This window comes from Pseudoalteromonas sp. 31A1 (assembly GCF_011378815.1).
Taxonomy (GTDB): Bacteria; Pseudomonadota; Gammaproteobacteria; order Enterobacterales; family Alteromonadaceae; genus Pseudoalteromonas; species Pseudoalteromonas arctica.
Genome location: NZ_WTKY01000015.1, coordinates 58,111 through 73,304, shown reverse-complemented (window position 1 = coordinate 73,304; position 15,194 = coordinate 58,111). Strand labels below are relative to the sequence as shown.

Here is a 15,194-nt window from a genome sequence, read left to right as displayed (position 1 = left end):
AGCACACTGTTGCAAATGTTATTTCAAAATATTTATACGCTTTATAGTTAACTGTTAATTCACAGGGCGTTAAGACTCGCGAAGCTATCCTGCGTACCATTCAAACTAGTAACCGAATTACTTATTGTAAAATAGGTAGGGCAATTATTAGTTTATAAATAATACCAATCTGCTTATATATGGGGTCTACTTAACGTTAAGAAAATTACGCTAGAACTAGGCAAAAGTTTTTGTATCTAGTTGTTCTAAATAAAAAATTTTAACGACGTTATAGTGCAATTTAATTCGTTAAATTGATCAAAGATTTATGCAGGTTGGTATAAAATATGCAGCGCACTAAATTGTAGGCAAAAAAAAGCCCGCAAAAAATGCGGGCAAACAACAAGTTGAAGGAAGTAATCCAGGGAACTACGTTTTACTGAATTTGGTTTTATCCAGAAAGAGTAAAACAATGTAATACGATAAAATATCCTATTACTAAGAACTTGGCTTAATGAAGCTATCTCATTCGGTGCGCTAGTTCGGTATGGGAGAATAATACGTAAGATCATCTTTTTGTTCAAACTAGAAAATTTGTATTTTCAGATTAGAAAAACTAATTCGGTGAATTTTATTGTTGTTTGAATATTGCGCGTTAATTAATCGTTAAATTTATAAGTTAATGAAATTTCTAGCTTAAGTAATTTCTTTTGATGTGGCTCGGTATTAGTTTTACTGTTACGTGAAGGTAAGGCTTATAGGTTTTGAGTGTTTATGCTCTTATTTTGAATAAACGGCGCATTTTATGACGTTTTACTTATATATTTACGCATATTTATAGTTAGCGAGTTTATTTAAAAGATTAAATAAAATACTGAGGCAAAGGGAAATGCCAACTAAAGCTGTTTTTTAACGTTTTTTGTTGCCTATTCATAGCAATACCGTTGTCAGTTTGAAATGGACTAGATACACTAGATGCAACTTTTGACCGTATAAACGGTCATATTTACACAAATTAACCAATTTGCCGTATTTTGAAATTACTTAGGAGTTTAACGTGGGATCAGGGCTTAATTTTTTAGACCTAATTTTAGAAGCAAGCTTGCTTGTTCAGTTAGTGATGTTAGGGCTAGTTGCCATGTCTGTAATGTCGTGGACAATTATATTTCAGCGTAAAAAAGCAATATCAGATGCACTATCAAATGCTAAGAAATTTGAGCAAAAATTTTGGTCTGGTATTGATCTAAGTAAATTGTATAACGAAATATCGTCACGCAGCGGTCAGTCTCAAGGTATTGAAGCCTTATTTACTTCAGGCTTTAAAGAGTTTGCTCGTCATAAAAAGAATACATTTCAAAGTGCGAGTATTGTTATGGAAGGGACGCATCGTTCTATGCGTGTTGCGCTTTCTCGTGAAATTGAAAAAATTGAATCTAGCTTATCGTTTTTAGCAACGGTAGGTTCTATTAGTCCGTACATCGGTTTGTTTGGTACAGTGTGGGGTATTATGAATGCCTTTATTGCACTAGGTGAAGTTAAGCAAGCTACATTACAAATGGTAGCACCCGGTATAGCAGAGGCACTTATTGCGACTGCTATGGGTTTATTCGCGGCAATTCCGGCCGTTATTGCTTATAACCGCTTTTCAAATAGTGTTGAAAAGCTTGAGTCTCATTATATTAACTTTATGGAAGAGTTTGCTAATATTTTACACCGTCAAGCAGCTACACAAATAGAGGCACAAGCGAATGTATCAGCGTAAAAAGCGCCGTCCGGTCGCAGAAATTAATGTAGTACCTTACATTGATGTAATGTTGGTATTACTTATTATATTTATGGCAACAGCACCGCTTATTACACACGGTGTAAAAGTTGATTTACCTAAAATGGAAGAGTCTGATTTAGTTGATACTAAAGATACTCCTCCCATTATTGCTTCAATTGATGCAGAGGGTAAATATTATGTAAGCGTAGGTACTGATCCTGAAGAGCCTATGGAAGCACTTGATGTTGCTGCGGTTATAAAATTACAGTTAATGAAAAACCCTGACGTGCCAGTTATGATTAAAGGCTCGGGTAAGGTGTCGTATCAAGAAGTATTATTACTAATGGATTTTTTGAAAAATGCAGGCGTACCATCAGTAGGATTAATGACTGAATCCTTTGAGGGGAAGTAGCTGTATGAATAGTTCAGTAGTAAAATCGATAGTACTTCATTTAGGAATTGGTGGTTTTTTGTATGCCTCTGCAAACATTCATCCGCCAGCACCTAAAGTAATGGAAGTAACGCTTAATTCGGCTATACCTACGCCAGATAAAGCAGTATCAGCCGTTACAGTTGATCAAAAACAAGTTGAGCAAAAAATTGCTGAACTTCAAAAGAAAGAAAAAGATAAAAAAAGTGCTGAAGACAAACGTATCCGCGATTTAGAACGCAGAGCGGCCAATGCACGTAAGCAACGCGAATCTGAATCTAGGCATATTAAAAAGCTAGAGCAAGAACGTAAAGCTAAAGAAAAAGAAACAGCCGAGGCGCAAGCACAAGCTAAAAAAGCACGTGCCATTGAGCAAAAAGAGCGCGCTAAAGCTAAGCAAGCTGAAAAGCAAAAGCAAGAAGCTGAAAGTGCAGCAAAAGCTGCTGCTGATAAGCGTAAAACCGAAGAAGACGCACTTAAAAAAGCAGAAGCTGAACGTAAAAAACGTGAAGAAGAAGCAAAAGAGCGTGCAGCCGAGGCAGAACGTAAACGCCAGCAGGCAATGCAAGAGCAAATGTTACAAGAGCAACTTGCCAAAGAGCAGGCTGCCCGTAGTAAAATACGTCAACAACAAGTGGTAAGCGAAGTTGATAAGTACCGTGCATTAATTATGGCGCGTATTCAGCAAAACTTATTGATTGATGAAAAAATGAAAAACCAACAGTGCCGAGTAAATATTCGTTTAGGTTTTAATGGTTTAGTAACGCAAGTTAAATCATTAGGTGGCGATAAGTTGGTATGTGAAGCTGCATTAAGAGCAGTGCGCATGGCCGACACATTACCGGTATCTAAAGATAAAGACGTATTCGAACAACTTAAGAATATTAATTTAACAATCAAGCCAGAATTTTAAAGGAATGATATGTTCAACAAAATAAAAATAGCCTGTTTAGTTTTACTGTTTGGGTTTGTGGGTGTTGCTAATGCAGCACTTGAAATTGTAATAACTGAGGGTGTAGACGGTGCAAGGCCCATTGCTATAGTACCTTTTAAGTACCAAGGTGTTGGCCCAATCCCTGAAAAATTAAGCAGTGTTATTGCTGCCGATTTAATGCGCAGTGGTAAATTTAAACCTGTAGATGTAGCGCAGATGCCACAACAGCCAACCAAAGATAGCGAAATTGATTACGCATCTTGGGTTAATAAAGGTGTGGAAGCGATATTAGTGGGCGAAGTTGAGCAGCAAACTGATGGGCGTTACTTAGTGCGTTATGAGTTAGTTGACGTGATCCGCGGCCAAATTACCGGTGGCAACACACAAATGATGAGTAACGGTAAGCTAGTTAAAAGCCAAGATCATATTTTGGAAGCGCGTGAAAGTGTTATTGGTGAAAGTGGTTTTCGCCGTTACTCTCATCGAATCAGTGACGTTATTTATGAAAGATTGACTGGTGAAAAAGGCGCGTTTTTAACTAAAATTGCCTATGTAATAGTACGTGATAATGATGATAAGCCTTATCAGTTAGTTGTTGCAGATTATGACGGATTTAATGAGCAAGTATTACTTCGCTCAAAAGAGCCTTTAATGTCGCCAGCGTGGTCACCAGATGGTACTAAGTTAGCGTATGTAACGTTTGAAAACCGTCAAAGCCAAATTTACATTCAAGATATATACACAGGTAAACGCGAAATAATAGCAAGCTACCGTGGTATTAATGGTGCACCGCAGTTTTCGCCAGATGGTAAAAAGCTATTGTTAGTCCTTTCTAAGGACAAGACGGGTGCAACAGAAATTTACTTGCTTGACCTAGCTACACGCAAAGAAACACGCTTAACAAATCACCGTAGCATAGATACTGAGCCATCTTGGCACCCTAATGGTCAAGATATTGTGTTTACATCTGAAAGGGGTGGTAATGCTCAGATTTATAAGTTAAATTTAAAAACTGGTAGGTCACAGCGACTCACCTTTGATGGTGATATGAATCTTGCTGGTTCAATAACACCAGATGGAAAAGAATTAGTGATGGTTAACCGTACCAACGGGCAGTACCATCTTGCTAAGAAAGAGCTGGCTACAGGCGCGTTCCAAGTATTAACGAGAACACGCCTAGATGAATCACCGAGCATAGCGCCAAATGGTTCGATGATTATATATAGCACGCTTCATAATAATAAACAGGTACTTGCGCTAGTATCGATGGACGGCCGCTTTAAGGCACGGTTACCTGTGCTAGACGGACAAGTAAAGGCACCAGCTTGGTCGCCATACTTACAGTAATATTACTGGTTTACTCAAAATAGGAATCTACTCAATGCAACTTAACAAAATACTTAAAGGCCTGCTAATTGCTGTGCCAGTAATGACATTAGCAGCTTGTAGCTCATCTTCAGATATTGACGAAGGTGCTGCAAACCAATCAAACCAAGGTGTTGTTGAGCAATCAATGAATACTGATACGGTTGAAGTAGCGACAATTTCTCCTGAGCAACAAGCAGAAGAGCAACTTCGTCAAAAATACGAAGCACTTCGTCAAGAGCAAGTAATCTACTTTGATTTTGATACTGCGACAGTTGAAAGTAAGTACGCAGACTTGCTTCGTGCACATGCTGAGTTTTTAGTTCAAAACTCATCTGTTAAAGTACTAATTGAAGGCCACGCAGATGAGCGCGGTACGCCAGAGTACAATATTGCACTAGGTGAGCACCGTGGCCAAGCAGTTGAAAAATACCTATTAAGCTTAGGTGTTTCAGCTAGCCAAATGTCAGTGGTAAGCTACGGTGAAGAGAAGCCAATGGTTAAGTCTCGCACTGAATCAGCTTTCGCTAAAAACCGCCGTGCGGTACTAGTTTACTAAGATAAGAGATATTATGAAGCCGAAAATTATTTTGGCAGCCATGATATTGAGCGGGAGCACCCAGTTAATGGCTGCTCCCGCTCCTGTTTCAGAAGCTGCAAGTTCACAATCAAGTATTGAGAAGCGATTAGCGTCGCTTGAGAATATGATGCAGTCGCGTAACTTTTTACAAGTAGAGTTACAGCAACAGCTTAATTTGTTACAAGATGAAGTAAGCCAAATTCGCGGTGTAACTGAAGAGCAAAGCTACAAGCTTGAAAAAGTACTGCAGCGTCAGCGTGAGTTGTACCAAGAGATTGAAAACCGCGTTAGCCAAGCTTATACACAGCCAGCAGCTCCGGTAGCCGATCAGGCGCAGCCAAACGATGCACAGACCTATAGCAGTGACTTATCTGAAAACGAAGCGTACGAGCGTGCTGTTGCGTTAATAATGAAAGATAAACGCTACGACCAAGCAATTCCTGAATTTCAAACGTTTTTAACTACCTACCCAAACTCTGTATATGCGTCTAATGCGCATTATTGGTTAGGGCAGTTGCTTACTATTAAAAATGATGGTGTAAAAGCAGTAGAGCACTTTAAAGTCGTTGTGAACGAATTTCCAAATTCTAATAAACGTCCAGATGCAATGCTAAAGTTAGGCACACTTTTACAAGATCAAGGTTCAGCGGCGCAAGCGCAAAAAATATTGAGCGATCTTATCAATCAATACCCAAGTACAACCGCTGCAAAACTAGCAACTGATCGTTTAGGAAACTAAAGTTCACTAGCGATTAAATTTCTAGTTAGGGCGAGCAAACTACATGGAAACTCTCGAAGAATCTTGGATTTGCATGTAGTTTGAGCACAAACGGTTTAATTTTGTGCATCTAGACATAAAAACTTAAAAAAAGAGACAATTTCGGTTGCACTCATTTTATAAATAAGTATTATAAGCGCCCGCAGCAAACGAATGGTTACCCCACTCGAAATGCGACAAAAAGAGCGGGTTATTAGCTCAGTTGGTAGAGCAGTTGACTTTTAATCAATTGGTCGATGGTTCAAATCCATCATAACCCACCATTCTTTGAATGGTCTTTTATCGGCGGATTTACGTAGAATACTAAGTTGTTATAAAACGCAACGTCAGAGCGGGTCATTAGCTCAGTTGGTAGAGCAGTTGACTTTTAATCAATTGGTCGATGGTTCAAATCCATCATGACCCACCATTCTTTATTCCTTGTGAATAGTGTGTGGCATCAATCGGCGGATTTACGCAGGCTTTAACTTAGAAATAAGTTAGCAACTGGAACGGGTTATTAGCTCAGTTGGTAGAGCAGTTGACTTTTAATCAATTGGTCGATGGTTCAAATCCATCATAACCCACCATTCTTTATTCCTTTGAATAGTGATTGGTTCCAATCGACGGATTTACGTAAAGTAGTAAGTTGCATTTAAAACGCAACAATAGAGCGGGTTATTAGCTCAGTTGGTAGAGCAGTTGACTTTTAATCAATTGGTCGATGGTTCAAATCCATCATAACCCACCATTCTTTATTCCTTGTGAATAGTGTTTGGCATCAATCGGCGGATTTACGTAAGCTTCATTCATAATTGAATAAGTGCATAGAGCGGGTTATTAGCTCAGTTGGTAGAGCAGTTGACTTTTAATCAATTGGTCGATGGTTCAAATCCATCATAACCCACCATTCTATGAAAAGTTATATAAGAGCGGGTCATTAGCTCAGTTGGTAGAGCAGTTGACTTTTAATCAATTGGTCGATGGTTCAAATCCATCATGACCCACCATTCTTTATTCCTTGTGAATAGTGTGTGGCATCAATCGGCGGATATACGTAAGCTTCATTCATAATTGAATAAGCGCATAGAGCGGGTTATTAGCTCAGTTGGTAGAGCAGTTGACTTTTAATCAATTGGTCGATGGTTCAAATCCATCATAACCCACCATTCTATGAAAGTTTTAATCGGCGGATTTACGCAGCTTTTTACAAAGCAGATTTATATTAGAGCGGGTCATTAGCTCAGTTGGTAGAGCAGTTGACTTTTAATCAATTGGTCGATGGTTCAAATCCATCATGACCCACCACTCTCTAATACTTTCCTTTATATTCTTTTTTAAATTCCCATTCTATTTTTTATAAACAGCTTAACTAGTTTGCTGTTATTTATGTTTATATTCTCGTATAATTCGCCCTAATTAATGCACTGTAGATAAGTGGTCGAGAACATGAGTCTAGCTCAAACTATTATGCCTGAAGGTTATATTTTCCCCCCTAAGCCAGCACCGTTAACAAATGACGAGCAAGGCGAATATAAAGCGCGTATAAAACAATTACTAAAAGATAAAAATGCAGTACTTGTTGCACATTATTATACCGATCCTGAAATTCAAGCACTTGCAGAAGAAACCGGCGGCTGCGTTGCCGATTCGCTAGAAATGGCACGTTTTGGTGCACGTCACGATGCAGATATGATCATCGTCGCGGGCGTGAAATTTATGGGCGAAACAGCCAAAATTTTAACGCCAAATAAAACGGTTGTAATGCCAACGCTTGAAGCGACGTGTTCGCTAGATATTGGTTGCCCGATAGACGAGTTCTCAGCGTTTTGTGACGAGCACCCTGACCGTAAAGTGGTTGTGTATGCAAACACCTCTACGGCTGTTAAAGCACGTGCAGATTGGATTGTAACCTCATCATGTGCACTTGAAATAGTAGAGCACCTTGATGAGCAAGGCGAAAAAATCATTTGGGGCCCAGATAAGCACCTTGGTAGTTATATTCAAAAAAATACCGGTGCTGATATGCTTATGTGGAATGGTGCATGTATCGTACATGACGAATTTAAAACTAAAGCCTTAAAAGATATGAAGGCGCTACACCCAGATGCAGGCGTATTAGTTCATCCTGAGTCACCAGCAGAAATTGTTGCACTTGCCGATTCGGTTGGATCTACGAGCCAATTAATTAAAGCTGCGCAAACAATGGACAATAAAAAGTTTATTGTCGCAACCGATCGCGGCATCTTTTATAAAATGCAGCAACTATGTCCAGATAAAGAGTTTTTTGCGGCTCCAACGGCAGGTGAGGGCGCTTCATGTAAAAGTTGCGCACATTGCCCTTGGATGGCAATGAATGGCTTAAAAGCGATTGAGGAAGCCCTCATAAGCCCTAAAGGTAAAGAAGTATTCGTTGATATGGGTTTACGCGAAGGCGCACTTAAGTCGCTTAATCGCATGCTTGAATTTACTGCGAGCATGGCTAAGTAATTTTAAAAGTATAAATTAAAACGGTTAGGCCTTAGATTTAGCCGTTTTTTGTGCATATAGATAAGTTATTGCTTGATAAGTAAGCATTTAAAGGCTCATATTTAAAAATGCCTTGCACCTTAAGGGTCTATTTCATACTATAGCGCGCTGTTGCATTACACAATTGCAGCACTGTGGAGGGATGGCTGAGTGGCTGAAGGCGCACGCCTGGAAAGTGTGTTTAGGTTTATCCCTAACGAGGGTTCGAATCCCTCTCCCTCCACCATTATTCTTAGAACCCAGTTACTAATATCGAAAGGTATTAGTAACTGGGTTTTTTTAATGCCTTCGCAATGACTAACTATTAACTAAATAGAGTGTTGATAACATGCCTACAAGTTCATGTTTTTCAATTGGCTTTGAAACGTAACCATCAAATAACTGCCTGTATATTTCTTTTTGCTCTGTAAAAACATTAGCGGTTAATGCGATAACAATTTGTTCGCTATTAAGCGCCTTAATTTTTTTACATGCCTGAAGACCATCCATTTTAGGCATTTGAATGTCCATAAAAATAATGTCTGGCTTGTGTGACTCGTATAATGAGATTGCTTCTAAACCATTGTTGGCAATAATAATGGTGGCTTTTGTAGGCTCAAGCATCGCAGATGCAACAAGCTGATTTATTTTATTATCTTCAGCTAATAAAATAGTTTTTCCAGATAGGTCAGGAAGCTCAACATTTTTTGTTATTAATGTGCTTTCATCAATTTGTGCTTGTTTTAATGGTAAGTACACATAAAACTGACTACCTGAATCTAATTGGCTTGTTACTTTAATTTCGCCACTCATTAAACCTATTAATGATTTAGTAATAGGTAAGCCAAGACCTGTACCGCCATATTCACGCGTAGTTGATTGCTCTGCTTGTTCAAAGCGCTCAAACAATCGCTCTATAGCCTGCTCAGAAATTCCAATTCCGGTGTCTGATATACAACAACATATTTTGTTTTCGTCGGTTAGCCTAAACGTTACTGTAACGCCACCTTGCGACGTAAACTTAATCGCATTAGATATTAGGTTTAAAAATATCTGTCTGAGTCTAACGGGGTCGCCCACCCAATACTTATGCTCAATATTAATTATAAATTTGAGATATATATTTTTATCACTGGCTTGCAGGCCAAGATCAGACTCTAAGTGGTGAATAAGCTCAAAAAGGTCGAATGATTTATATTCTAATGAAAGCTTCCCAGCTTCAATTTTAGAAAAATCGAGGATATCATTAATAATAGTGGTGAGTGAGCGGGTCGAATAAAGTGATTTTTTTAAATACTCTTTTGATTTTTCATTCAATGGCTGCTCTTGCAGTAACTGTAATGTACCTAGTATGCCGTTCATAGGTGTGCGTATTTCGTGACTCATATTTGCTAAAAATTCAGATTTAGCTTGTGATGCCTGTTCAGCTAATTCTTTAGCATGTCCGAGAGCTTGTTCGTGATTAATTTGTTCGGTCAAATCGTATGCTACACCCAAATAGCCAACAATTTCATTTTCGTTATTTAATAAAGAGGTAACACTTATATTAACTTGTATGTGCTCGCCTGTAGAAGAAATGTATGTCCACTGATTGATATCAGGCTCTGTAGAAGTTGCTTTTAAGATAAACACTTCAAAACCAGGGAAAACAGGTTCATTTAACTCTGCACTAAGCTGTTTGGCTTTTTTTATAATTTCTTCTTTTAAATGAAAAATACCCGGATTTTCAATTCCAATAACGTCTTTTGCTCTATAGCCTAATAACTTTTCAGAGGCTGGATTAAATAAAGTAATTAAGCCATTTATGTCGGTCGCAATAATAGAGTAACTGGCACTGTTTAAAATACTTTGTTGAAGCATACTTATATCAGCAATTTCTTTAGTGCGTAATTTTACTTCTTTTTCTAATTTTAAATTTGTTTGCTGCAGCATATGCTTATTTTGTTTAGCTTTGATAATTCTTCGCTGTGTTCTTTGTGCTCTACGGTAAAAAAACAGCTGAATTATTAAAGTTATAAACATACAAATAAGAGTATAAAAAACACCATTGACAATAGCTTGATATTTACTCGGCAAGTGTAGTGATTCAATAAATGTGTCTGAAGCACTAAGTGTGATTTCCCATGTTCTTCCCATCACTTCAATTACTTTATTTAACTGATAATCAGCCGAGTTGCTTTTAATGCCGTAGCTAAAAAAGTCAGTTTTAACGTTGTTACCTATGTCGCTAATGACTAGCTTATTTTCATCAGCTTGGGAAAGAGAATCTAAAATATTGTTTATTAATAAAGGGGAGTAAGTCCATCCAATTAATTGCTCTAAACGCTGGGTTTTATCAGTTGGAATACTAATATTTTTATAAACTGGTAGTAAAATTAAAAAGCCTTGTTGCGATTTGTTATCCGCTTGGATTAACGTAATAGGCGCCGATAATTGAACTTGGTTATTAATTGCAGAATTTAATGCTGCTTTTTTACGTGTACTTTCCGATGCAATATCGAGTCCTAGAGCCCGTGAATTACTTTGCTCAGGAAATATATACTGAATAATAAAATGCTCATCACTTTCGTTAGCTAATTTATTTAGTTTAAATATTTGGTTAGGTCGATCGGATTTTGCAGTTTTTAAGAATTGAGCTAAGTTTTCGGCATTCACTTTTCTTATAAAACCAATACCATTTGCTCCAGGGAATTCTTGGGCGTAGTTGCGACTGTTAGAGTAATTAGAAATTGTTTGGTAGCTTAAATTATTAACGCCAATGCCGTGTATAAATCCTTTTAAACCGTATAGCCCATATTTATATAAGTCGAATCTGCTAGTAACGCCTGTTGAGAGTGAAGAAAGGCGGTTGTTGAGGGCTTCATTTATTTTGTTATTAACAGCATCTTGATGTGCAGCGTGGGCAAAGTAAGTTAATACAATACCACTGATGAAAAAAATAGCATGAGTAAGCACCGAGATTAATAACCTTTTACTAACCGGTCGTCCTGAAAACATTAACTCATCCTTTATTATTAATATACTGACAGTATATCTGTTTTATCATCGAAATAAATATAGCACTTATTATTCAGGATACAACTTTGTTATTAATTAGAATATATATATTTTATAAAGGTTTAGAGTGGATGTAATATAAAAAGTTGATTTTACTCACCAAGATAAGACGAACATGTATATAAATATAATAATTTTTATGTTTTTTGCTACTTTATAGCGAACAACAAAAGTATTAGCTAAAGGTGCTGATTTTTATATTTATCGATTTTTTAGTGAATATTAGGTGCTCAAAAAACAACGGATAGCTTTTAGTTTTTGCTTATAACTTTACTTTGGTAAGTTTAAATAAAGTGAAATTTAACCAATATTATGACGCTTTTAAAGGGAACTATCGGTATAGGTTCGAGCGAGCAAGAGACAATGCTCACCTTACTTTTATAATTCATCCGAAACAAAACAAACACTTAATATTTTATAATATGAAAATTAAAACATTAAAAACTTATATTGTTCTATATTTTAGTAGCGTGAAAGAAAACGTGATTACTTAAAATGTAATTACCATATGACATGTTTACCGTGTAGGTCGAAAAAATACACGCTGCTATGCACTGCACAGTTAAAACTTAAACAAAACAAGGTAACGGAGATAACTATGGCTCACCGAGTATCTAAATTACTTGCGGCAACAGGCGCAGTATTAACATGTATTTCTATTCCTTCGTATGCCGCTGTTAATGGGCTGACAGAACAAGATGAATTTAATATAAAACTTAGATCAATTTATTTTGACCGTGACTACGATAACGACGCAAGTGACGATTCAACTTTTGCTCAAGGTATAGAGCTCAATTACACATCGGGTTATATAAACGATTTAGTGAGTGTGGGTGTATCGACTTACACCGTGATGGATATTAATTCTACGGGTTCAGCCGCAGGTAATATTTTGCCAGCAGGTAATGAGAGCGGTGGAGTTGACGATAGCTTTTCTAAATTTGGGCAATATTTTTTAGATTTTAAATTGGGCAACAACGGTCACGTTAAAGTGGGCGGGCAAAAAACCAAAAGTATGTTGCTTAAAAGCTCTGGGAGTCGGGCTATTCCTAATACTTTTAGAGGCGTTTTTGGCGATTACAAAATTGGTAACACTAAATTATACGGTTACGTTTACGATAAATGGAGCCGTCGACACGATGATAGATGGGAAGACTTTTCTACCGATCAATCGGCAACTGGTGCTATTAGCGTAATTTGGGGCGTAGGTGCTACGCATAAAAAAGACAATCTAATATTAGAGGCTGAATATTTAAATTCGCACAATTATTTAAGTAAAATCGGGTTAAAAATCAGTTACGACATTAAGCTTGAGCAAAGTAAGTTAACCCTTTCAACTGGCATATTTACCTCACAAGATGATGGCGATTTATTTGTAACAGGCGCAGAGGGTGGTGATTTAGATGATGAAGATGCACCTGGTGCATTAACAGGTTTAACCAAAAGTGAAAACGATGGGTTTGCCTATTACCTAGATGCTGATTGGAAAAAAGATATTTGGAGTGTAGGTGCGGCATTTACTAAAGTAAGCGATGCTTGGATTGAAGATAATTTCAGTGGCGACCATGGTACAAACCCATTTCCAACTCGCTCATTAATTGGTGCTGATTTAACAAACCAAAATGAAACATCATGGCAAGCTCGTTTAGGAATTGATTTGAAAGCAGTATCGCCTGGCTTAACAACTAAATTTTACTACACAGACGGCAGCGATGCTGAAAACTCTGCGTTGGGTAAGTTAGGCGGCACAGCCGACGAAAAATATTGGGCTATAGATACCCGCTATAAAGTTGAAAAAATAAAAGGCTTAAGCTTACGCTGGCTATTTGTAGATTATACAACCGAAAAATCAGGCAGTGTTGATGGTGTTAAAGGCGATAGAGCTGACCATCGAGTTTATGTAGATTACACTATTAAATTTTAACATGACTTTTAATAAGCCAATGCAAATTTTATGCATTGGTTTTGTTTCCTTTTTTAATTACCTTTATGATAAAACTAACAAATCAATAATAAAAATTAAGCTAATATATGTTTTCTCTTCAACAGTGGCAATCACAGGGTCAATTTACTCAAATTAGTGGCCATCAAATTTTTACTAAAACAGCTGGCGATATAACTAAGCCTGCGCTGCTTTTAATACATGGCTTTCCAAGTGCTAGTTGGGACTGGGAAGGTATGTGGCAAACCCTTAGTGAACATTATTTTGTAATTACACTCGATATGCTAGGTTTTGGTTTGTCAGATAAACCTAAAAATGCAGGCTATAAAATTACTGAACAAGCCGACTTATATACTCAATTTTTAAAAACGTTAAATATTAATGATATATATATTTTAGCTCATGGCTATGGCGATACTGTGGCTCAAGAGTTATTAGCAAGGCAAGTCGTTAGCCAAAGTGACTTTAAAATAAACAGTGTGTGCTTTTTAAATGGTGGGTTATTTCCTGAGGTGCATAAACCCTTATTTATACAAAAGCTTTTACTTTCAAAGCTAGGTTGGATAGTGCCAAAATTAATGAATAAACAAAAATTTGCCAATAATCTACTTACTATTTTTGGTAAAAGTACACCGCCTTCAAAACAAGTGGTAGACACACTTTGGGAGCTGCTAATTTATAAAGATGGCTTAGCCGTAATGCCCAAACTCATTAGTTATATAAAGCAGAGGCAGCAAAACCGAGAACGCTGGGTTGGTGCCATCATAAATAGCAATATACCACTTACGTTTATAGCAGGCGCAGAAGACCCAATCTCTGGTAAGCATATGATTGAGCATTATAAAAAGCTTATTCCCAATGCGCGCGTACAAGAGTTTGTAGAGCTTGGGCATTATCCGCAAGTAGAAAATCCAGATGCAATTACGCAGGCTTATTTGAATTTTAGATATTGCCAATAAAAACGCGACTACTAAATTAAGTGCCGCGTTTATAAATTTTAGAACTCTGAGTATTTAGGCTTTGAACCTTAATATTTTTGCTTTGGCGCTTTTAATTGTTTTTCAAATTCATCTGAAAACAATATCGTGCCATCATCTTCCTCTGTAGGGAAGGCAGCAATAAGTAAGTCATCTTCCTCAAGGCCTGGTGTCCAGCGACTAAACCAGTCAGCAAGTGGGATTGCTTTAGCGCTGCAGCCAGCCCATTCTCCAGTTGCCCATGCTTCTGCAAATTCACGAGTTGGCCAAACTGGCACACAGTCGTCATCTTCGTTGGCAAGCATAACGCAGCCATCATCATCGTTTAAAATCCATACTTGCTTGAACTGTTGTACGGTTTCGAACATATAGGCTAGGCGTTTTTTTGCTCCAAGTCCTAAAATTACTGCGTGTTCTTCGCTTAAATTTGGCGTTGTCATAATTAGCTCACTCTTAATTACTATTGATATTAGGGCGTGTTGACCTTTGTGGATTGAAATTTGTTCAATCTAGGGGCGATTAAATCGCGGCGCGAGGTTTGTAACCTAGTGGGCTAAGTAAAAACCGAGCAACAAAGAGTTAATCGTCCCTAGAAAGAACCCTTTGGGCAGCGCATGTTTGGTCTTTATGCTGCGTTATCGCCTATTTATGGGGAATAACCACACTACATAGGCTCTGCCCTGCCTAAAAACCAAACATACTGCTGCAAATTCACCCACCAAAGATCAACACGCCCTAGTATATCTAAATTATATGCACACAAGTATATCGAGTTATATGACAGAGTGTTGAAAAGTTGCTATTTAATTTCAGCAATGCAGATCTAATTTGTAGATTGATCAGTATAATTCCTCACTAATTTGAGCGATCATTCAAAAATAAGCTTGAATGTTTGTAAAA

General features: G+C 37.6%; 11 protein-coding genes and 9 tRNA genes. 18 read left to right on the top strand and 2 right to left on the bottom strand.

Features of this window, described 5'->3' with window-relative positions; genetic code table 11:
- The first annotated feature begins 1,036 nt into the window (after positions 1-1,036).
- The 16 genes from tolQ (at position 1,037) to GQR52_RS14000 (ending at position 8,565) form a co-directional block, all read left to right on the top strand.
- On the top strand, positions 1,037-1,741 hold the full coding sequence (gene tolQ, locus GQR52_RS14075) for a protein TolQ (protein WP_007580384.1): 705 nt from the start codon (positions 1,037-1,039) through the stop codon (positions 1,739-1,741).
- Complete coding sequence (gene tolR, locus GQR52_RS14070; RefSeq protein WP_007580386.1) at positions 1,728-2,156, top strand: protein TolR; 429 nt, start codon at positions 1,728-1,730, stop codon at positions 2,154-2,156. Before tolQ ends, tolR begins: the two co-directional genes overlap by 14 nt.
- A gap of 4 nt (positions 2,157-2,160) precedes the next feature.
- The gene (gene tolA, locus GQR52_RS14065; RefSeq protein WP_007580388.1) at positions 2,161-3,087 is read left to right on the top strand and encodes a cell envelope integrity protein TolA; all 927 of its coding nucleotides are present in this window, start codon (positions 2,161-2,163) and stop codon (positions 3,085-3,087) included.
- Positions 3,088-3,096: 9 nt separating this feature from the next.
- Positions 3,097-4,455 carry a Tol-Pal system beta propeller repeat protein TolB gene (gene tolB, locus GQR52_RS14060; protein WP_165728849.1) on the top strand — a complete coding sequence of 453 codons (1,359 nt, stop codon included), beginning with the start codon at positions 3,097-3,099 and terminating at the stop codon, positions 4,453-4,455.
- Between the two features lie 34 nt (positions 4,456-4,489).
- Positions 4,490-5,032 carry a peptidoglycan-associated lipoprotein Pal gene (pal, locus tag GQR52_RS14055; protein WP_165728848.1) on the top strand — a complete coding sequence of 181 codons (543 nt, stop codon included), beginning with the start codon at positions 4,490-4,492 and terminating at the stop codon, positions 5,030-5,032.
- 13 nt (positions 5,033-5,045) lie between these two features.
- Positions 5,046-5,792: a tol-pal system protein YbgF gene (gene ybgF, locus GQR52_RS14050; protein ID WP_165728847.1), complete on the top strand. Its 747-nt coding sequence runs from the start codon at positions 5,046-5,048 to the stop codon at positions 5,790-5,792.
- A 226-nt stretch (positions 5,793-6,018) separates the two neighbouring features.
- Positions 6,019-6,094 (top strand) — tRNA-Lys (locus GQR52_RS14045).
- A gap of 70 nt (positions 6,095-6,164) precedes the next feature.
- Positions 6,165-6,240: transfer RNA gene (locus GQR52_RS14040), tRNA-Lys, on the top strand.
- 84 nt (positions 6,241-6,324) lie between these two features.
- A tRNA-Lys gene (locus GQR52_RS14035) sits at positions 6,325-6,400 on the top strand.
- An 85-nt stretch (positions 6,401-6,485) separates the two neighbouring features.
- Positions 6,486-6,561 (top strand) — tRNA-Lys (locus tag GQR52_RS14030).
- 83 nt (positions 6,562-6,644) lie between these two features.
- Positions 6,645-6,720, top strand: a tRNA-Lys gene (locus tag GQR52_RS14025).
- A 24-nt stretch (positions 6,721-6,744) separates the two neighbouring features.
- Positions 6,745-6,820 (top strand) — tRNA-Lys (locus GQR52_RS14020).
- A gap of 83 nt (positions 6,821-6,903) precedes the next feature.
- A tRNA-Lys gene (locus GQR52_RS14015) sits at positions 6,904-6,979 on the top strand.
- Between the two features lie 63 nt (positions 6,980-7,042).
- Positions 7,043-7,118: transfer RNA gene (locus tag GQR52_RS14010), tRNA-Lys, on the top strand.
- A 141-nt stretch (positions 7,119-7,259) separates the two neighbouring features.
- Complete coding sequence (gene nadA, locus GQR52_RS14005; protein ID WP_010554042.1) at positions 7,260-8,300, top strand: quinolinate synthase NadA; 1,041 nt, start codon at positions 7,260-7,262, stop codon at positions 8,298-8,300.
- Between the two features lie 175 nt (positions 8,301-8,475).
- Positions 8,476-8,565, top strand: a tRNA-Ser gene (locus GQR52_RS14000).
- A gap of 71 nt (positions 8,566-8,636) precedes the next feature.
- Here GQR52_RS14000 and GQR52_RS13995 read toward each other — a convergent pair.
- Positions 8,637-11,315, bottom strand: coding sequence for a CHASE domain-containing protein (locus GQR52_RS13995; protein WP_165728846.1), 2,679 nt, complete (start codon positions 11,313-11,315; stop codon positions 8,637-8,639).
- 658 nt (positions 11,316-11,973) lie between these two features.
- Between GQR52_RS13995 and GQR52_RS13990 the strand changes: the two genes are divergently transcribed.
- Together GQR52_RS13990 and GQR52_RS13985 are read left to right on the top strand one after the other, a co-directional pair.
- Positions 11,974-13,299, top strand: a complete 1,326-nt coding sequence (locus GQR52_RS13990; RefSeq protein WP_165728845.1) for an OprD family outer membrane porin — start codon at positions 11,974-11,976, stop codon at positions 13,297-13,299.
- A 107-nt stretch (positions 13,300-13,406) separates the two neighbouring features.
- Positions 13,407-14,276: an alpha/beta hydrolase gene (locus GQR52_RS13985; protein WP_165728844.1), complete on the top strand. Its 870-nt coding sequence runs from the start codon at positions 13,407-13,409 to the stop codon at positions 14,274-14,276.
- 68 nt (positions 14,277-14,344) lie between these two features.
- On the opposite strand, the gene GQR52_RS13980 is transcribed toward GQR52_RS13985, so the two are convergent.
- Complete coding sequence (locus GQR52_RS13980) at positions 14,345-14,734, bottom strand: DUF2750 domain-containing protein (protein ID WP_007585609.1); 390 nt, start codon at positions 14,732-14,734, stop codon at positions 14,345-14,347.
- Positions 14,735-15,194 lie beyond the last annotated feature (460 nt).

Excerpts from the sequence above, each read along its gene's own strand:
- nadA (WP_010554042.1), top strand. The coding sequence starts at position 7,260 with ATGAGTCTAGCTCAAACTATTATGCCTGAAGGTTATATTTTCCCCCCT.
- tolR (WP_007580386.1), top strand. The coding sequence starts at position 1,728 with ATGTATCAGCGTAAAAAGCGCCGTCCGGTCGCAGAAATTAATGTAGTA.
- GQR52_RS13985 (WP_165728844.1), top strand. The coding sequence starts at position 13,407 with ATGTTTTCTCTTCAACAGTGGCAATCACAGGGTCAATTTACTCAAATT.
- GQR52_RS13995 (WP_165728846.1), bottom strand. The coding sequence starts at position 11,315 with ATGTTTTCAGGACGACCGGTTAGTAAAAGGTTATTAATCTCGGTGCTT.
- tolB (WP_165728849.1), top strand. The coding sequence starts at position 3,097 with ATGTTCAACAAAATAAAAATAGCCTGTTTAGTTTTACTGTTTGGGTTT.
- GQR52_RS13990 (WP_165728845.1), top strand. The coding sequence starts at position 11,974 with ATGGCTCACCGAGTATCTAAATTACTTGCGGCAACAGGCGCAGTATTA.
- tolA (WP_007580388.1), top strand. The coding sequence starts at position 2,161 with ATGAATAGTTCAGTAGTAAAATCGATAGTACTTCATTTAGGAATTGGT.
- pal (WP_165728848.1), top strand. The coding sequence starts at position 4,490 with ATGCAACTTAACAAAATACTTAAAGGCCTGCTAATTGCTGTGCCAGTA.
- GQR52_RS13980 (WP_007585609.1), bottom strand. The coding sequence starts at position 14,734 with ATGACAACGCCAAATTTAAGCGAAGAACACGCAGTAATTTTAGGACTT.
- ybgF (WP_165728847.1), top strand. The coding sequence starts at position 5,046 with ATGAAGCCGAAAATTATTTTGGCAGCCATGATATTGAGCGGGAGCACC.